This window comes from Streptomyces coacervatus (assembly GCF_029223485.1).
GTDB lineage: Bacteria > Actinomycetota > Actinomycetes > Streptomycetales > Streptomycetaceae > Streptomyces > Streptomyces coacervatus.
The window spans coordinates 232,093-250,430 of the sequence record NZ_JARHTP010000017.1; the positions used below are offsets into that span (position 1 = coordinate 232,093).

General features: G+C 68.5%; 16 protein-coding genes. 7 read left to right on the forward strand and 9 right to left on the reverse strand.

Annotated elements, in window-relative coordinates:
* Window positions 1-114 precede the first annotated feature (114 nt).
* Window positions 115-1,173, reverse strand: a complete 1,059-nt coding sequence (locus P2Q00_RS35785) for an aspartate-semialdehyde dehydrogenase (protein ID WP_275778069.1) — start codon at window positions 1,171-1,173, stop codon at window positions 115-117.
* Window positions 1,173-2,462, reverse strand: a complete 1,290-nt coding sequence (locus P2Q00_RS35790; RefSeq protein ID WP_275778071.1) for an aspartate kinase — start codon at window positions 2,460-2,462, stop codon at window positions 1,173-1,175. The genes P2Q00_RS35785 and P2Q00_RS35790 overlap by 1 nt, the downstream gene beginning before the upstream one ends.
* 251 nt (window positions 2,463-2,713) lie before the next feature.
* Here P2Q00_RS35790 and P2Q00_RS35795 point away from each other — a divergent pair, with 251 nt between their 5' ends.
* Genes P2Q00_RS35795 through P2Q00_RS35810 form a run of 4 tightly spaced genes read left to right on the forward strand, consistent with a single transcriptional unit; the run spans window position 2,714 to window position 6,743 of the window.
* Window positions 2,714-3,445 (forward strand): cyclodityrosine synthase, encoded by a 732-nt coding sequence (locus tag P2Q00_RS35795; RefSeq protein ID WP_275778073.1) that lies wholly within the window; start codon window positions 2,714-2,716, stop codon window positions 3,443-3,445.
* On the forward strand, window positions 3,435-4,622 hold the full coding sequence (locus P2Q00_RS35800) for a cytochrome P450 (protein WP_275778075.1): 1,188 nt from the start codon (window positions 3,435-3,437) through the stop codon (window positions 4,620-4,622). The genes P2Q00_RS35795 and P2Q00_RS35800 overlap by 11 nt, the downstream gene beginning before the upstream one ends.
* A 58-nt stretch (window positions 4,623-4,680) precedes the next feature.
* Entirely contained in the window at window positions 4,681-5,376 is a 696-nt protein-coding gene (locus P2Q00_RS35805; RefSeq protein ID WP_275778076.1) for a response regulator transcription factor, read from the forward strand.
* A complete protein-coding gene (locus P2Q00_RS35810) occupies window positions 5,373-6,743 on the forward strand; it encodes a sensor histidine kinase (RefSeq protein WP_275778078.1) in 1,371 nt (456 codons plus the stop codon). Before P2Q00_RS35805 ends, P2Q00_RS35810 begins: the two co-directional genes overlap by 4 nt.
* A gap of 3 nt (window positions 6,744-6,746) precedes the next feature.
* Here P2Q00_RS35810 and P2Q00_RS35815 read toward each other — a convergent pair whose 3' ends face one another.
* A complete protein-coding gene (locus tag P2Q00_RS35815; protein ID WP_275778079.1) occupies window positions 6,747-7,247 on the reverse strand; it encodes an SgcJ/EcaC family oxidoreductase in 501 nt (166 codons plus the stop codon).
* A 148-nt stretch (window positions 7,248-7,395) separates the two neighbouring features.
* On the opposite strand from P2Q00_RS35815, the gene P2Q00_RS35820 reads away from it, so the two are divergent.
* Window positions 7,396-8,115, forward strand: a complete 720-nt coding sequence (locus tag P2Q00_RS35820; protein ID WP_275778144.1) for a sulfite exporter TauE/SafE family protein — start codon at window positions 7,396-7,398, stop codon at window positions 8,113-8,115.
* Between the two features lie 527 nt (window positions 8,116-8,642).
* A complete protein-coding gene (locus P2Q00_RS35825; RefSeq protein ID WP_275778080.1) occupies window positions 8,643-13,328 on the forward strand; it encodes a wHTH domain-containing protein in 4,686 nt (1,561 codons plus the stop codon).
* A gap of 41 nt (window positions 13,329-13,369) precedes the next feature.
* Here P2Q00_RS35825 and P2Q00_RS35830 read toward each other — a convergent pair whose 3' ends face one another.
* The 5 genes from P2Q00_RS35830 to P2Q00_RS35850 form a co-directional block, all read right to left on the reverse strand.
* Entirely contained in the window at window positions 13,370-13,702 is a 333-nt protein-coding gene (locus P2Q00_RS35830; protein WP_275778081.1) for a helix-turn-helix domain-containing protein, read from the reverse strand.
* A complete protein-coding gene (locus P2Q00_RS35835) occupies window positions 13,699-14,085 on the reverse strand; it encodes a type II toxin-antitoxin system RelE/ParE family toxin (RefSeq protein WP_275778082.1) in 387 nt (128 codons plus the stop codon). Before P2Q00_RS35835 ends, P2Q00_RS35830 begins: the two co-directional genes overlap by 4 nt.
* A 104-nt stretch (window positions 14,086-14,189) precedes the next feature.
* Entirely contained in the window at window positions 14,190-14,858 is a 669-nt protein-coding gene (locus P2Q00_RS35840; RefSeq protein ID WP_275778083.1) for a DUF5063 domain-containing protein, read from the reverse strand.
* Window positions 14,851-15,450: a recombination mediator RecR gene (gene recR, locus P2Q00_RS35845; RefSeq protein ID WP_275778085.1), complete on the reverse strand. Its 600-nt coding sequence runs from the start codon at window positions 15,448-15,450 to the stop codon at window positions 14,851-14,853. Before recR ends, P2Q00_RS35840 begins: the two co-directional genes overlap by 8 nt.
* Before the next feature lie 61 nt (window positions 15,451-15,511).
* Window positions 15,512-15,856: a YbaB/EbfC family nucleoid-associated protein gene (locus P2Q00_RS35850; RefSeq protein ID WP_275778087.1), complete on the reverse strand. Its 345-nt coding sequence runs from the start codon at window positions 15,854-15,856 to the stop codon at window positions 15,512-15,514.
* A gap of 305 nt (window positions 15,857-16,161) precedes the next feature.
* On the opposite strand from P2Q00_RS35850, the gene P2Q00_RS35855 reads away from it, so the two are divergent.
* On the forward strand, window positions 16,162-16,911 hold the full coding sequence (locus P2Q00_RS35855) for an SLATT domain-containing protein (RefSeq protein ID WP_275778146.1): 750 nt from the start codon (window positions 16,162-16,164) through the stop codon (window positions 16,909-16,911).
* A gap of 10 nt (window positions 16,912-16,921) precedes the next feature.
* Here the strand turns inward: P2Q00_RS35855 and P2Q00_RS35860 are convergent, their stop codons facing one another.
* Window positions 16,922-18,331: a M20/M25/M40 family metallo-hydrolase gene (locus P2Q00_RS35860; RefSeq protein WP_275778089.1), complete on the reverse strand. Its 1,410-nt coding sequence runs from the start codon at window positions 18,329-18,331 to the stop codon at window positions 16,922-16,924.
* Window positions 18,332-18,338: the final 7 nt, after the last annotated feature.

The following is an 18,338-nucleotide window of genomic DNA, read 5'->3' on the forward strand; positions in this document are numbered from 1 at the left end:
ACGAAACCGGCCACAGCCAGGGCTTTTCCGGCGGAAAACCCTTACTTCCGGATGTGCTGCACGCAACACGGCAGGTCATGGGAGCGCGACCATCGTCACGCGCCGTCACGACGACTAGGCGAATTCCGCCGCCACCAGCTCCGCGATCTGTGCGGTGTTCAGGGCCGCGCCCTTGCGCAGATTGTCGCCGCAAACGAAGAGTTCGAGCGCCGTCGGGTCGTCGAGCGCGCGCCGCACCCGGCCCACCCAGGTCGGGTCGGTGCCCACGACATCGGCGGGCGTGGGGAACTCGCCGGCCGCCGGGTCGTCGAAGAGCACGACCCCGGGGGCGGTGGCGAGGATCTCGCGGGCCCCGTCGACGGTGACCTCGCCCTGGAAACGGGCGTGGACGGTGAGGGAGTGCGTGGTGACCACCGGTACCCGTACACAGGTGACGGCGACGGGCAGCCGGGGCAGTCCGAGGATCTTGCGGGACTCGTCCCGCACCTTCATCTCCTCCGAGGACCAGCCGTCCTCGCGCAGGGATCCGGCCCACGGTACGACGTTCAGCGCGACCGGCTCCGGGAACGGCCCGGTGTTGTCGCCGACGGCCCGCCGTACATCACCGGGGCTGGTCCCCAGTTGCGTACCGGCGACCAGCGCCAACTGCTGCCGCAGGGTCTCCACCCCGGCGCGCCCGGCTCCGCTCACCGCCTGGTACGAGGAGACCACCAGCTCGCGCAGCCCGAACTCGGCATGCAGCGCACCCAGGGCCACGATCATGGAGAGCGTCGTGCAGTTGGGGTTGGCGATGATCCCGCGAGGCCGGCGGCGGGCGCAGTGCGGATTGACCTCGGGGACGACCAGCGGCACCTCCGGGTCCATCCGGAAGGCGCCCGAGTTGTCCACCACCACCGCGCCCTTGGCCGCGGCGATCGGCGCCCAGTGCGCGGACACCTCGTCGGGCACGTCGAACATGGCGACGTCGACCCCGTCGAAGGCCTCCTCGGCCAGGGCCTTCACCTCGACCTCCTCGCCGCGCACGGCCAGCTTGCGGCCGGCCGAGCGCGGTGAGGCGATCAGACGGATCTCGCCCCAGATGTCCGCGTGCTGGGACAGGATCTGGAGCATGACCGTGCCGACGGCTCCGGTCGCTCCCACGACCGCGAGCGTGGGCCGTCCCGTGCCGGCCATCAGCGGCCGGTGCCTCCGTAGACGACCGCCTCGGCGGTGTCGGAGTCGAGGCCGAACGCGGTGTGGACGGCGCGCACGGCCTCCGGCACGTCGTCGGCGCGGGTGACGACCGAGATACGGATCTCGGAGGTCGAGATCAGCTCGATGTTCACGCCGGCGTCGGACAGCGCCTCGAAGAAGGAGGCCGTGACGCCCGGGTTGGTCTTCATGCCCGCGCCGACCAGCGAGATCTTGCCGATCTGGTCGTCGTAGCGCAGCGAGTCGAACCCGATGGCCGTCTTCGCCCGCTCCAGGGCGTCGATGGCCTTGCGGCCCTCGGTCTTGGGGAGCGTGAAGGAGATGTCCGTCAGCCCGGTGGAGGCGGCGGACACGTTCTGCACGACCATGTCGATGTTGATCTCGGCGTCGGCGATCGCGCGGAAGATCGAGGCGGCCTCGCCCGGCTTGTCCGGGACGCCGACGACCGTGACCTTGGCCTCGGAGGTGTCGTGAGCGACACCCGAGATGATGGCCTGCTCCACCTTTTCCCCTTGCTGCTGTGCCTTTTGAACGAGTGGCTCGTTGCTGACCCAGGTGCCCTGCAGCCCCGAGAAGGACGAGCGCACATGGATCGGGATGTTGTAGCGGCGGGCGTACTCCACACAGCGGTGGAGCAGCACCTTGGAGCCGGAGGCGGCGAGCTCCAGCATGTCCTCGAAGGCGATCCAGTCGATCTTCTTCGCCTTCTTCACCACACGCGGGTCGGCGGTGAACACGCCGTCGACGTCGGTGTAGATCTCGCACACCTCGGCATCGAGGGCGGCGGCCAGCGCGACGGCGGTCGTGTCGCTGCCGCCGCGGCCGAGCGTGGTGATGTCCTTCTTGTCCTGACTTACACCCTGGAAGCCCGCGACGATGGCGATGTTGCCCTCGTCCACCGAGTCACGGATCCGGCCCGGGGTGACGTCGATGATCCGCGCTTTGTTGTGGACCGAGTCGGTGATGACTCCTGCCTGGCTGCCGGTGAACGACTGGGCCTCGTGGCCCAGGTTTTTGATCGCCATGGCCAGCAGCGCCATGGAGATCCGCTCTCCGGCGGTCAGCAGCATGTCGAACTCACGCCCGGCCGGCATCGGAGATACCTGCTCGGCGAGATCGATCAGCTCGTCCGTCGTGTCGCCCATCGCGGAAACGACGACGACCACCTGGTGGCCGTTCTTCTTCGCTTCCACGATTCGCTTGGCGACGCGCTTGATGCCCTCGGCATCGGCTACGGAGGAGCCTCCGTACTTCTGCACGACAAGGCCCACGTGCGCTCCTCGCTCGTCCCGTGTGTGTCGGCTCATTTTACCGAGCGCCCGATATCGACCTTGCTGAAACCACATGGTGAGACCCGGCGCTCCAGCACGGCCCCTGCCCAACCCCGCACATGAACACTCCGCAAAGTGGGCCAGGTCACCCGTTGACGCTCTGAGTAGCCGCCCGATAACTTCACGTCGTCGTCGCCACACCAGGAGCACAAGGCTCCATCGGGACTAGCGACGCGAAGGATTCTCCTTCCTTGACGACTGCGACCGTTTCCGAGCTCCAGCACGTCACTCCCGCCGACCTCTTCACGGTCCGGCCCTTCACCCCGCACTGCGAGGTCATCCGCACCGCCGCGGACCACGCCGTCATCGGCGTCTCCCCCGGCAACAGCTATTTCTCCGCCGCCCGCATCCACGATCTGGCCCGCTGGGGCCTCGCCCTCTTCGAGCGCGTGGACTTCGTCTACACCGATCTGCACGTGGCCGAGATGTACGAGGCGTCCGGCTATACGGCCGACGACGCGCGCCGCAAGGCGGTGAAGAACCTGCGCGGCGTGAGGGCCAAGGTCCTCGGCGCCGTCGAGACCGCCGACCCCGCCGGCACCCGCCTCAGAGCGCACGCCATGTCCGAACTCCGCGACAACCCGGCGTATCGGGAGATACACGAGGACCTGCGCACCCGCCTCTCCTCGGACGACGAGTTCCGCACGACCTGCGAGAAACTCGTCGACTCCTTCCTGTCGGCCAAGGAGCAGGAGGTGACCGCGCGCCAACGGGCCGTCTGCATGGAGTACGTCACCGCGGAGGCACCCCTCTTCCTCGACACCCCCGCGATCCTGGGCGTCCCCTCCTCCCTCAACTGCTACCACCAGCTCCTGCCGATGGCCGAGCTGCTCTACTCGCCCGGCGCGGGCCTGCGCGCCTCCCGCAACCAGGGCCACGCCATCGTCACGCCGGCCGAGGGGGACCACACCGATGTCCGCTGACCTGCTCATCGACTTCCCGTTCTCCTGGCGGGGCGACCAACTCCCGTCCGAGGTCGAGGAGTTGCGCACCACGACCCCCGTACGGCGGGTGCGCACCATCGCGGGCGACGAGGCCTGGCTGGTGTCGTCGTACGACCTCTGCAAGCAGGTCCTCGAAGACCCGCGGTTCAGCCTCAAGGACACCTCGGCCCCCGGGGTCCCCCGCCAGTACGCGCTGACGATCCCGCCCGAGGTCGTCAACAACATGGGGAACATCACGGGCGCCGGACTGCGCAAGGCCGTGCTCAAGGCGCTCAATCCGAAGGCCCCGGGGCTGGCTCAGTGGCTTCGGTCCTACGCCGGTGAGCTCGTCGACGGGCTGGTCCGCGAGGGCGCGCCCGTGGACCTGCGGGCCGGTTTCGCCGACCCGTACTCGTCCGGCATGCACTGCCGCATCCTCGGCATCCCGCAGGCGGACGCGCCCCGGCTGATGCGCAGCCTGGACATAGCGTTCATGAACTCGGCCTGCCCGGTCACGGGCGCCCGGCTCAACTGGGACCGTGACATCGCGTACATGACGGAGCGGCTGGACGACCCGTCGACCACGGGCCTGATGGCCGAGCTTGCCGCCCTGCGCGCCGACCCCGACTACGCCCACCTGACCGACGAGATGCTCGCGACGGTCGGCGTGACGATGTTCGGCGCGGGCGTCATCTCGACGTCCGGCTTCCTGACCATGGCACTGGTGTCGCTGATCCAACACCCCGATCTGCAAAGGGAGTTGGTGGCGGATCCCGGGAAGATCCCCGCGGCCGTCGACGAACTGCTGCGCATCAACCTCTCCATCGGCGACGGACTGCCGAGGCTGGCCACCGAGGACGTACTCCTCGGGGATGTGAAGGTCGCGGCGGGCGAGCTGGTCCTCGTCCTGGTCGAAGGCGCGAACTTCGACCCGTCCGCCTTCCCCGACCCGCACACCGTCGACCTGACCCGGGCCAACAGCACGGCCCACCTCTCCTTCGGCGGCGGACGCCACTACTGCCCCGCCACCGCGCTCGGCCGCAAGCACGCCGAGATCGCCCTGGAGACACTGCTGGAGCGGATGCCGCGCCTACGGCTCGCGGTGCCGATCGAGCAGCTGGTCTGGCGGACGGGATTCATGAAGCGGATTCCGGAGCGGCTGCCGGCCATGTGGTAGCGGCACCCCCCGGCTCGGCGGCCGTTCGTCTTTAAATTTCAAGCATTAGGGTTCGCCTGTGCGCGTACTTCTGGTGGAAGACGATGAGCCGGTCGCCGAGTCCCTTCGCCGCGGCCTGACCCGCTACGGCTTCGAGGTCGAGTGGGTCACCACGGGCGGCGCGGCACTGAGCCACGAGGGCCCCTACGACGTCGTACTCCTCGATCTCGGGCTGCCCGACACCGACGGTCTCGACGTGTGCAAGGCGCTGCGCGGGCGCAGCGACGTGCCGATCATCGTGATCAGCGCGCGCAGCGACGAGACGGACCGGGTGGTGGGCCTGGAACTCGGCGCGGACGACTATGTGTCCAAGCCGTTCGGGGTCCGGGAGGTCATCGCGCGGATACGAGCGGTGATGCGGCGCGTGCAGCCCCGTACGTCCTCCGCCGCCGAGAACACCCCGGACCGGTACGGCGACCGGCTGACCGTCGACCGCAAGGCGGCCCGCGTCCACCTGGACGGCGAGGAGGTGTCCCTCGCCCCCAAGGAGTACGACCTGCTGGCCTTCCTCACCGAGGAGCCCGGCGCGCTGATGTCGCGCGAGCAGATCATGGAGGCGGTCTGGGACGCGAACTGGTTCGGGCCGACGAAGACCCTGGACGTGCATGTGGCGGCGCTCCGGCGCAAACTCGCGGGCGCGATCACCATCGAGGCGGTGCGAGGGGTCGGGTTCCGGCTCGTCGTGAGCGAGGGTCAAGACGGCGCAGCCTCATGAACCGCCAGCTCATCCGCAGTTACATCCTGCTGGTCGCCGTGGCCATCCTGCTGTTCACCGTGCCCGTCGCCTTCACGCTCACCAAGCAGCTGCGCGACGACACCGAGGCGTCCGTCAAGCGCGAGGCGACCACCATGGCGCTGCTGCTGGCCAACGGTGACGCGGCGGCGTGCCGGGCGCTGACGACGATGGCCGGGGCGTACACCGCCGAGACCAAGGACCATGTCCAGGTCACGACCACCGACCGGTGCGCGGCGGACGTACCCCGCCCCCAGGGGGATGCGGCCCTGACGAAGGCCCTGGAGAAGGGCGGGTCGACCACAGACTGGGGCTCGGACTTCATCTGGGGCCCGCACCTGGTGGTCACGGTCCCGGCGAGGGACGACGGCGGGCAGGTCGTCGGCGCCGTAAGGATCGTGTACTCCACCTCCCACCTCACCCACAGGCTGTGGACGATCTGGGCCTTCCGCGCGGGCCTCGCGGTGGCGGTGCTCGCGGTGGCGGCGCTGATCGGCGCGGTGGCGGCCCGCCGCATCACCGCCCCCCTGCGCGAACTCAACGGCATGGCGAGCAAGTTCAGCGACGGCGACCTGACCGCGCGCTCCCCGGTGACGGGCCCGCCGGAGACCCAGACGCTGGCGCGCACCCTCAACCAGGGCGCGGAACGCCTCGACACGCTGGTGGCGTCCCAGCGCATCTTCGTGGCGGACGCCTCCCACCAACTCCGCACGCCCCTCACGGCGTTGCGTCTGTCGCTGGACAACATCGCGGACGGGGTGGACGACGAGTTCGTACGGGAGGACGTGGAGCAGGCGACCGCGGAGGTCGTCCGGATGAGCCGCCTGGTCAACGGACTGCTGGTGCTGGCGCGTGCGGAGGCGAAGGTCACGGCCGCGGAGCCGCTCGCCCTGCTGGACATCGTCGATGAACGCCTGTCGGTGTGGAGACCGGCCGCCGACGAGCGTGGAGTCACCATCACGCTCAGGGGGAGTGCCGACGGCCGGCCGTCTGTGCTGGCCGGCCCCGGTCATCTGGACCAGGTGCTGGACAACGTGCTCTCGAATGCCCTGGAGGTCTCGCCGGACGGAGGCACGATCACCGTCCGGGTCGAGCCGAAGGGCGACGAAGTGGTCCTCTCCGTCCTCGACGAGGGCCCCGGCATGTCCGACGCGGAGAAATCCCGCGCCTTCGACCGCTTCTGGCGCGGCCAGGGCCTGACCGGGCGCTCCGGCTCCGGCCTCGGCCTCGCCGTCGTCAAGCAGCTGGTGACCGACGACGGCGGAACCGTGGCCCTGCGGGACGCACCCGGCGGCGGGCTGTGCGTGGAGATCCGCCTACGGGCGGCCGCACAGCGCACCGGCGGCTGAGGGTCACTTCTCGGGCATCGCCGAGGAGTGGTGGTTGACGATCAGCCACTTGCCGCCGATCTTCTCGTAGGTGTACGTGTAGCGGGCCTCGACGACGCTCTTCTTGCCGGTGGCCTTGTCGGTGAGCCTGAACTCGTAGACACCGGTGTCGATCGCGGAGTTGCTGTCGAGGACATTGACTATCGTCTTGATCTTCGTGCCGACCGGCTTGCTCTGCAGGAACTTGTCGAAGTAGTCGACGATCTCGGCGTGGTCGGTACGGACCTTGTTGGAGACGGTGGGCAGCAGGACCGCGTCCTTCGCGTACAGGTCCGCCACCTTCTCCGAGTCACCGGTCTGCAGCGCCTTGTTCCAGTTGTCGAACAGGCCGGCGATCTGCGTCTTGGTGGGCCTGACCTCGTGCTTCGGGCCGGCGGTGGCAGCGACGGTACCGATCGTGCCGAGGGCGACGACGGCGGTGGCGGTGACGAGGGCTGCGCGCTTGGTCATGGAACGACGGGTCATCGCTGTCTCCAGTTTCGGTGCGGTTCCGGGTCTTTCGCCTCCCTGCTGGGGAAGTGACTCCAGACTCGCGTTTCACCGGTTAGGGCCCGTGCAGCTGTCGTACAGCACAGATCCAAGACGCACCCAACTCACGTGGAGTGACCAATTGATCACAACGGACCTGCTACTGGCGGGCATCGTGCTGCTCGGCTCCTCGGTGCAGTGGCTGACCGGCATGGGCTTCGCGCTGGTCGCCGTACCCGCACTGGTGCTGCTGCTCGGGCCGGCCGAGGGCGTCGTGCTCGCCAACTGCGCGGCGGGGGCGATCAGCATCGTCGGCCTGGCGGGCGGTTGGCGGCGGGTGCGACCGGCGGCGATGGTGCCGCTGTGCGCGGCGGCGGCCTGCACGGTGCCGGCAGGGGCATGGCTGACGCAGCAACTGCCGGAACCCGTCCTGCTGTTGGCGATGGGCGGGCTGGTGACGGCCGCCGTGCTGCTGGTGATGCGGGGCGCGCGGGTACCTGCCCTGCGGGGCACGAAGGGGGCGGTGGCCGCGGGCGCGGTGGGCGGGTTCATGAACTCGGCGGCGGGGGTGGGCGGGCCGCCGGTGTCGTTGTACGCGGTCAACGCGGGCTGGACGGTACGGGAGTTCGTGCCGAACGCGCAGTTCTACGGGGTGATCGTGAACGCGTTCTCGGTGGCGGCGAACGGGGTGCCGAGGCTGGGCGGGGACCGGTGGGGGTGGGTCGTCGGCGCGATGGTGGTGGGGGCGGTGATAGGGCGGGGTCTCGCCGGGCGCATACCGGAGAGGCATGCCCGTCTGCTGGTGCTGTCACTGGCCCTGGGGGGTGGGGTCACGGCGGTGGGGAAGGGAGCGTGGGGGCTGTGAACTCCTTGAGGGGCTCGGTGTCCAGGGTGATATTCACGGGCTCCGGATGCTTCACCGTCGCACCGATCACTCACAGCCGTCCACCATCCGCTTGATGAAAACGGGCCGACTCGTCGGATCCCCAACTCCTTGCGACCCTCCACCCGGACGCAGGCTGAACAGGATCAACGCCTCCCCCGCAGCGCCCGCACCACCTCAGCCACCGCACCCAGAATTCGCGCCCTGTCCCGGGACTCGGCCTCGTGAAGCGCTGACCGCACAACGAGCACGGCCGTGCAAGCAACGATGAGCAAGGCGGAAACGCCGCAAGCAGCAGCACCAACAACGAGAACCCGATCCATGACGACTCCTTCGGAACCACGGGCGCAGACATCGGCGAGGTTGCCGGGTCTGGCGCGGGCATCGCGCCTCGGAATCTCCGTGATGCTGGGTTGTCACGCAGGTCAGGTCGGTAGCGTGTGACTTCACGAGTCGGCCGACCCGGCCGACTCGGGGATGCTGGGCGAGGGCGCAGGGGTATAGGGGCCATGGCGGAACCGGTGGAGTACTGGAAGGCACTGGCCAGGCTCATGGAATTGGCCGGACACCCCGAACCGGCTGCCGTGCGCGCGGAGATCGCGGGGAACCTGCCACGCACGCACCGGCCGCCGGCCGACAGCACGGTCGCAGACTGGATCTCCGGGCGGACGATTCCACGGCAGAGCAGCGACCTGGACCTCTTTGTGCCCGCCCTCCATCGCCTCGCGCAGGCAAGACAGCACCCGGCGACACCACGGCTCCCGAGCCAAGCGCAGTGGCGCAGCATGGCGAAGCAAGCCAAGGAGGCCCGCCGAAATAGAGAAGCCGGGCCGGTCGTCCCTCCCCCAGGCTCCCCTGACGCCTCCCACGCCCAGCAGGGATGGCGGACCGATGTCGCGGGATCCTTGGCGTGGAAGCTGCTCAAGCCGGACGACGAGGGCCGGGCCGAGCCGCTCAGGGAACAAGCCGAGGAAGTTGCCGAGCGTCTCGCGGAGCTGTACGCCGAGATACACCCAAGCCTCGCCGACGACCCCTGGCACGACGGGAACCTGGCGCGGCGAATCGCCCGCAGGACCAATCAGTTGATCCATCTGATCCAGCACGATGCCGACCACGTCCTCGCACCCGGCGAGGCCGCCGTGATCGCGTTACTTCCCTTCCTGTACCAGGTTCACCGGTCGCGTACGGCTGCCGAGTTGTCGCATGTCGACCCCACAGACTTCGAGCTGCGGGCCTCCGCCGATCCGGAGCGGCGAATGTACGAGGTGCTGCTGCACGGGCACGAGCGACTGGTCCGGCGGGCAGAGCTGGGCGATCTGAAGGACCGCCGGAACGGACGTAGGGAGATCGGCTGGTGGCTGTTTCACCAGTGGGTGAAACAGCAACCCGGGCAGCTCGAAGCGTTCCTGGCGGATGTGGGCGCGGGCGGCACGGGTCTCGGAGTCGTGCTCGATCCGGAACTGCTGTCCCGGCTGCTGTCCTGCGTTCGCTCCAGGCCGCAGGAACTGTTCGACACAGCACGCGCAGAGTATCTGCGCGAGGACGCTTTCCAACTCGACTTCGCCGGCCGGGACTTCCAGGGTGTGCGCGAGCGGCTCGTGGGGCCGCTGTTCGCCGTCGCTCATGGCATGGCGATCGACATCACCGGTCTGTCCTCGGTGATCGTCAGGCATGTGGGTATACCGGACCCCTTGGATCCGGCGCGGCTCCTCACCACCGTGGAGAACGCATCCTGGCACCCGCGCCGGGACGGAATCGGCCTCAAGGCCAACTGCCGCCACCCCGCTGTCGTGGCTGCCCTCACCGAGCACAGCCACCATCTGGAGTCGCTTCTGCGGGGCATAAGGCACGGCGTGGACCCCGTCCTCCGTGCGCTGCCGGTCCACACCCAGGCCGACGAAGTGCGCGAGGTCGATGACAAGGGCGGTCCCGTGCCGATCGGTGGAATCATCCGCTTCCGGCTCGACGAGGAGCGCGTCCAGGAACTACTCATGGGCGAGAACCTCTATCGTGACCGCTCACTCGCCATTCGCGAGCTGTACCAGAACGCTCTGGATGCATGCCGCTACCGGCAGGCCCGAGCGCAGGCCCGCGACAGCTTCAGCGCGTACGACGGCCGGATCGAGTTCACGCAAGGTTACGACGAGGAGGAGGGTCGGCACTACCTGGAGTGCCGGGACAACGGCGTCGGCATGGACGAGATCACGTTGTCGGAAGTCTTCTCCCGGGCCGGGGTACGTTTCACGGACCTTCCCCGGTTTCAGGAAGAACGCCAGGAATGGCGAAGCCGGGGCATCACCATCCATCCCAACAGCCGGTTCGGAATCGGCGTACTCAGCTACTTCATGCTCGCCGACGAAGTAAGAGTGACTACATGTCACATGGACGGTTTCGAGGGCAAGTTACGCGAACTCACCGTCCTCATCAGCGGCCCCGGACATTACTTCCGGGTCCGTCCCACCAGTCAGCAGGGAACCATCGGCACCGTCGTCCGGCTCTACCTGCGCGACGATGAGAACGCACCTTCCTGTGTCACGGAGCTCCGGCGGCTCCTGGGGATCGCCGAGTTCGCGACGACGGCCGTGCACGGCACACAGAATGCCAGGTGGGAGGCCGGTGTCCTGCTCCCGAGAAGGAGCCAAGGTCTTCGGCCCCACGGCTTCGCAGCCGATGGGCAGTTGGTGTCCGCGCCGTGCCGTCCCGCCCGGTCCGACGGCCAGGTGGTGTGGTGCGAGCGGGGCGGGGGCATCCTGGTCGACGGCATCTTCACGGAAGCCCGTGTACGGCGGGGCATACTGGCCGATCCGCAGGACTCTCGCCGACTGCGCGGCATCGTCGTGAACCTCACTGGGGACAGCCGCCCCAAGCGGCTCTCCGTAGACCGAACCGAGATCCTCGACAACGACATCTGCGTCACGGTCGAGCGGCTCGTCAGAGACGCCCTACCGGCTCTGTTCGAGCCCGACAGCACTCTGCTGAAGGCACAGTGGCTGACCGAAGTCGCCGGCCAGAGCCCAAGACTTGCCGACATCGTGACCAAGGCCGCGGGGGCGGCAGGCTGCGAGCTGGACCTGAATGGTCATCGCTGCTCACTGAACACAGCGGGGTTCTTTCCTCAGGACGTCGGCATCGTGCACCGTGGCGACTCCGAGCGTTCGGAACTCGACGCCGCCTTGGACGGGCCTTCGGCCTTCAGGGTCTACGGTGATCCGGATGCCACCACGCTGCTGTGGCGCCTGCTGGCCCGACGGCCCAATGCCGAGCTGACAGCGCTGACCGCTCTCGTTCCGGAATTGGCCAGGGCCAGCAGCACCGTTCCGGCTCTGCCCTCGGACGCCCTTCTGCGCAGCACCTCTACCGGCAAGTGGAGCCAGCGGCACTGGTTTTCCAGTCGTTTCGAGCAGCGGGCAGAGCCGGGCCATGCCTTCGACATCGCCCAGCGCTGCGGACTTTCCTATCGGGAGGTTCTCCATCGATTGGAAGAACTGGGTATGGCCGCACCTGCGCGGCCAACGGACGACCCAGTCGTCGACGCAGTCAACCTCATACTTCTCAGCAACGGCTGGGGGGCGCCCGGTTCGGCGATCGGTGACCTGAAGGTATGGCTCAGCACGAGCCAACTCGTGCGTCCAGCACACCTCGTCAACGCTCACTTCGAGCTGAGCATCAGCGTCAGCGAGGCGGCCCGTCGCCTGCGGGGTTTCGGTTTCACCGTGCCGGAGCTGAGTCCCTTGGCGGACACCCCGGACGATCGGACGCTGTGCCTGCTCAGTGTCGGCCTGGAAGGCGAGTTCTGGCTCGACACCGACGCCCCGGTGGCGCCGGCCCATCTCGTCAAGGCCCACTTCGAGCTGGGCATGAACGTGAGCGAGGCCGCCGAACAGATGAAGGCGTTCGGCTTCACCGTCCCGGATCTGGGATCGCCGGCGCACATCCCTGACGAGCGAACCCTGCGCCTACTCAGCCGCAATCTGGACACACGCTGGGGGCTGAGTCCAACCGAACCGGTCCCGGTCGGCCATGTGCTTCATGCCGCTGCGGAGTTCAAACGGCCAGTGCAAGAGGTGGTGGAGGAACTCGAGTCCTATGGAATCCATCTGGGCTCCGACGCTCCGCACGATTGGCCGACCGACGTGCTGCTCCAGCAGGGCGCGGGCTGGGGCTGGGCGGCCGACGACTGGAGCAGCCTGCGGCCTGGAGAAACCGTGCCACCGGGCGTACTCGCTCGCACTGCCGCTCACCAGGATGTCCCCCTCCGCGACATCGCCGAATGGATCCGGGAGCTGGGCTTCACCGCTCCCGACACTCTGCCGGAGCGACCGGACGACGCGGATACGGTGATCCTCAGCTCCAAGGCTGATGGGAAATTTCCCTGGCTCACCGATGAATTCACCGTCCCCGTGATTCATGTGGCGCGGGCGTCCATCAATACGGGGCTCTCCCCCGAGGCAGTGGCCTCCCGCCTCCGCGCCTACGGTCTGATGCCAGCAGCCGCATCACTGCCCGCATTCGCCGAGCGGAACGACGAGATCCTCCTGAGCCTGCACCACCGTTCACGCCTGGACAGGTATCCGCTTTCATTGGGTCGGCCGGTACCGGTGCGTCACGTGATACTGGTGTCCACCCGCCTCGGAATCTCACCCCGAGCCGTTGTGGACCGACTCGCCCAATACGGTCTGACCACGCCTCTCGAAGCAGCACCGGACAAAGCCAACAGGTTCGACGCCGACCTCATCCGCATCCAGTCGGGCGATTACGACAACGTGCTGCCCGCAGACGACGGGGACAGGGAGCGGAGCGAGTGGCTTGCCTGGGACAGGCCGGTACCGATGCATCACGTGATCTCCGTCGCGGCAAGGCTCTCCATGGAGCCTCGTGAGGTCATGGAGCGGCTTTCCGCCTACGGTTTCCAGCTGCCGGACATTCAGCCGGAGCAGCTGGACGAAGCCGACCGCCGCCTCTGCCTCGCCCACCATGACGGGCATCGAGCGCCGGCCTGTCTCCCCCTCGCGCTGCGCCAGCCGATCACCGACTTCCTCACGATCTCCCGCGTAACCGGAATGCCGACCAGCGAGCTCGTGGAACGGCTGGAACGCCTGGGCGTCGACCTCCAGCGCGTGACCGACGCCATCCGAGCCACCCTGCCCGAGGTCCCCGGTCTGGTCATGGAGGATGCAAAAGTCCGCAGCTCCTAGCCGACCTCGGCAATGCCGGGAGGTCTCCCCATGGCGCAAGGTCAGGCAGCGCCGGCAGTCCTGTCGCCGTACTCGATCGTCACAGTGATCCTCGCCCCGAGCGCCTCCGCGTAAGTACGCATGGTCTCCAGGTTATGGATCTCCCCGCGCTCAATCTGGGAGACCCGGGCCTGCGAGATCCCGACGGATTGGGCCACCTGAGCCTGTGTCAGTCCTTGCTCCTCGCGGATCTCCCGGAGGTGTTGCCCCACGACGTACGCCTCGGTCGCGGTGCGCGCCACCTGCTTGCGGGATTCCCACTCGGCGTCGGACACTTCGAGCTGGTTCTCCCGCACCCGGCGCTTGACCGCCGCCCAGCTGCTGTACTGGCTCATAGGGTCTTCCCGTCCTCTCCCGCCTCGTCTGCGGCGGCCAGGTACTCGTCGTAGCGGGCTTCGGCAAGCGGGATCGATTCCAGGTACCAATCCCTCCAGCGGCCGGACTTGTCTCCGGCCACCAGCAGGATCGTCTCCCGCCTCGGGTCGAAGACGAACAGAATCCGCACCTCTGTGCTTCGCGAACTACCCGGCCGCAGCTCTTTGAGGTTGTGCGTACGGCAACCTGTAAGGCGGTCGACAAGCGGGCGCCCCAGCGCAGGACCGCCTTCCGCCAGCATGTCGATCGCCGCCTCGACGAGGTCCGCAGACATCGGATCCTCCTCTGCGAGCTTGAGCAGCCACGACTCCACCGAGGGGTGGAGGTTGATCTCCCAATTCATGCTCCAGATCCGAGCGTACGACGTGGAGCAACAAAAGGAAATCCTTATATGTTCAGCTCAACGAGTGAACCGGCTCATCCGATGCGCATCGTGAAAACCCGCCGCTACTGCTGCTTGACCGGCCGCATCCCCAGCGGCCCCCCGATCTCCTCCTGCATCACCTTGCCCGCCTCGAATTCGAGGGTCTCGTCGCCCATCGGCGACTGGTCCGTGTCCAGGCCGTCCAGTTCCTCCAGGGGCTGGTTCAGGCGGACGTGGGCCACCACCGACTGCAGGGCGCGCAGGGTTGCCGAGGCTGTGGAGCCCCAGTTGGAGAAGTAGGAGAACTGCCACCACCACAGGGCCTCCGTGGTGCGGCCCGAGCGGTAGTGGGCCATGCCGTGGCGGAGGTCGGTGATGACGTCGGTCAGGTCGTCGGAGATACGGGCCGGGACGGGGGCCTTGCGCGGCTCGTAGGGGTCGAAGACCTCGGAGTAGACGTCGATCGGGTCCAGGAGGCGGGCGAGGTTCTCGCGGAGTTCGTCCACGTCGGCGTCCGGGCCCGTGTCGGGCTCGTAGCGCTCGTCGGGGACGATGTCCTCGTGCGCGCCGAGGCGGCCGCCGGCCAGGAGGAGCTGGGAGACCTCCAGGAGGAGGAAGGGGACGGCCGAGTCCGGCTCGTCGCCCTTCGCGACCTCGGTGACAGCCACCAGGAAGCTCTCCACCTGGTCCGCGATCTGGACCGCGAAGTCGTCCGGGTCCTGCGTCGTGGCATGCAGCGTGGCGTCAGACATCTAGGAGTCGTCTCCCCTCGAAGGCGCGGCCGAGGGTCACCTCGTCCGCGTATTCCAGGTCTCCGCCCACCGGGAGGCCGCTGGCCAGGCGGGTGACCTTGAGGCCCATGGGCTTGATCATGCGGGCGAGGTACGTCGCTGTGGCCTCGCCCTCCAGGTTCGGGTCCGTGGCCAGGATCAGTTCCGTGACCGTCCCGTCGGCCAACCGCGCGAGAAGTTCTCGTATACGCAGGTCGTCGGGGCCCACACCCTCGATGGGGCTGATCGCCCCGCCGAGGACGTGGTACTTGCCGCGGAACTCGCGGGTGCGCTCGACGGCGACCACGTCCTTCGGCTCCTCCACGACACAGATCACGGAGGGGTCGCGGCGCGGGTCGCGGCAGATGTTGCACAGCTCTTCCTGCGCGACATTGCCGCAGGTCGCGCAGAAGCGGACCTTCGCCTTGACCTCCATCAGGGCCTGCGCGAGCCGCCGTACGTCCGTCGGTTCCGCCTGCAGGATGTGGAAGGCGATCCGCTGGGCGCTCTTCGGACCGACGCCGGGCAGCCGCCCCAGTTCGTCGATGAGGTCCTGCACCACGCCTTCGTACACGGACTGCCGTCCTTCCCGGGGGTTCCTTACAAGTACGTACGGTAGTTGGCGGATGCCTCTCTTAGAAAGGCAGGCCCGGGATACCGCTGCCGCCGCCGAGGCCCTGGGCCAGCGGGCCCAGCTTCTGCTGCTGGAGGTTCTGGGCGTTCTCGTTGGCCGCCTGGACGGCCGCGACGATCAGGTCCGCCAAGGTCTCGGTGTCCTCGGGGTCCACCGCCTTCGGGTCGATCTTCAGCGCGCGCAGCTCGCCGGAGCCGGTGACGGTGGCCTTCACCAGGCCGCCGCCCGCCTGTCCGTCGACCTCCGTCCGTGCCAGCTCCTCCTGCGCCCGCTGCAGGTCCTGCTGCATCTTCTGGGCCTGCTGGAGCAGCTGCTGCATATTGGGCTGGCCACCACCGGGAATCACGATCAGCTCCTGGTTTCGTACGGCTGTATGGGCGAGGTTTTCCCGCCTGGCACGAGCCTACGTGGTCCAGGCAGCCATCGCCCCAGCACTCTTTCGAGTGAGGTGTTGCCGAGTCCTATACCTGATCAAGACCCACTTACGGGCGGATTAGAGGTGAATCACGGGGCTCAGCCACCCATTGGGCGGTAGGAAGGTTCGGGCACGTCTGGATCAGGTGTCACGCAACGTGTTCGGTCGTGATCAGTCTCGTGATCAGCGTCGCGATCAGTTTCATGATCGGCGTCGTGATCAGTAGGGAGTGCCGGGTGGGTCAGCCGGAGATGCAGCCCGAGGGTCCGCCTCAGGACGGTTGGGGCGAGGGTGCGGCCGGGCTGCGGCCGGGCGATCTGATCGGGCGGTCGTTCCCGCTCGGGGACTGGGGCGAGCCGGCCGAGCGGCTGCACGAGCTGTACCTCTGGGTGGAGCGCGGGGCGCTTCAGACGGCGGCCTGGTATCTGGAGGACCGGGTGTGGAAGCGGCGGGGCGCACGGGCGCTGCGCTCGGGGGCCGCGGTGGGGGCCGTCGCCGGGGCCGCGCTGCCGCTGCTGGATCTGACCGGAGTGATCGCAGGGCTGGCCGCATGGGGGTATCTGGCGCTGCTGTTCGCGGTGGCGTGCCTGGCCGTGGACCGGTTCTTCGGTGTGACGTCCGGCTGGATAAGGGATGTGGCGACCGCGCAGGCCGTGCAGCGGCGGCTGCAGGTGCTGCAGTTCGACTGGGCCTCGGAGAGTGTGCGGGAGGTGCTGGGTCCCGCGGAGGGCACGGCGAGCGAGGCCGCCGAGCGGTGTCTGTCGGTGCTGCGGCGCTTCTCGGAGGACGTGACCGAGCTGGTGCGCGCCGAGACGGCCGACTGGATGGTGGAGTTCCGGACGGGGTCCGCGCCGATGGGCATCCAGTCCGCGGTGGCCGGGACCGGGCGGCAGGAGACGGGGAGTGCACAGGGGCGCTTCCCGCTGCATCCGGGTGCGAACTCGCGGCCGAACATGCCCCGTCAGCGGCCGCCCGAGCCCAGGTGAGAGCCGTCGGTCAGGACTGCGGGGCCGGGAAGGCCACCGGGCTCCTGTTCCCCGCCCGGTTGACGGCCCGTACGCCGAAGAACACGTTGTCCTTCGACAGGTCCACCTCGTACGTCGTGACGTCGCCGGCCGGGATGACGTGCGTCCACTCCGGGGCGGTTGTCTCGCGCCAGACGATCTCGTAACCCGCCAGGTCGGGTTCCGTGCCCCGCGTCCACACCAGTTGCGTGGAGTTCGTCAGGGCCGAGGTGACGGTCTTCGCGCCCTTGGGCGTTCCCGGCGCCTGCGCCAGGGTCCACAGGGCGGCGGCGTTCACCTTGGCCACCCGCTCCACGAAGTCGAAGTCGCAGAACTCCGGCAGGTCGCCGTACTGCTTGCCCCTCTCGTCGACGCGTACGTCCTGGTGCTGGTGGGCGAAGTCCTCGGCCGGTTCGGTGAAGCGGGCGGCCGGGTAGCCGCGTTCGAGGAAGGGGATATGGTCGCCGCCGCGGAGGTAGCGGTCGCGGCGGTAGATGACGCGCACGCGCATGCCGGTCGCATTGTTGTCGGCAACATCCCTGACGAAGCGGGCCAGTTGGCGGGTCACGGAGTCGTTCTCGCCGCCGACCGACTTGCGGATTGCGGCCTGCTCCGGAGTCTCCGAGGAGGGGACGCCCTCCGCGAACAGCCGGATGGTGTACGGGTCGGTCGTGCCGTCGTCCGCCGTCGAGCTGCCGACGATGTCATTGGTGAACATCCCCTGCACATCCGTCCCCGCGGCCTTCAACTGCTGGGCCAGATACGTCGATCCGTACAGCCCCTGTTCCTCCCCCGCCACCGCCGCGAACACGATCGTCGAGGCCGGCCGCCGTTTCGCCATCACCCGCGCCAGCTCCAGTACGACGGCCACCCCGGACGCGTCGTCGTCGGCGCCCGGCGCGTCGGCGGTGGCGTTCATGACGTCCGTGACCCGGGAGTCGTAGTGCCCGGAGACGACGTACACGCGCTCCGGCGTCACCGAACCGCGCAGGGTCGCGAGCACGTTGGTGATCTTCGTGGCGGTGGGGATGCGGGACGCGGGTTCCTGGACGTACGACTGGAGTTCGGCCGTCATCCGGCCGCCGGAGGCGGCGGCGCAGGAGCGCAGCTCGGCGAGGAGCCAGTCGCGGGCGGCGCCGATGCCGCGGTTCGGGTCGTCCTGGGTGGAGAGGGTGTGGCGGGTGCCGAAGGAGACGAGCTTGCGGATCGTCGCTTCGATACGGGAAGCGTCCAACTCCCGTAGCAGGGCGCGGAGTTCACGAGTGGGCGGCTGCGCGGTGACCGGCGGGCGATGGCCCGGCGTGGCCGCTTCGGCCGGGCTCGCCGCTCCGAGTGCCGCCGCGCCCGCCGCGCCCGCCGCCGTCGCGGTCAGGACCGTTCTCCTGCTGGGGCTGGGACGCATGGGTCCT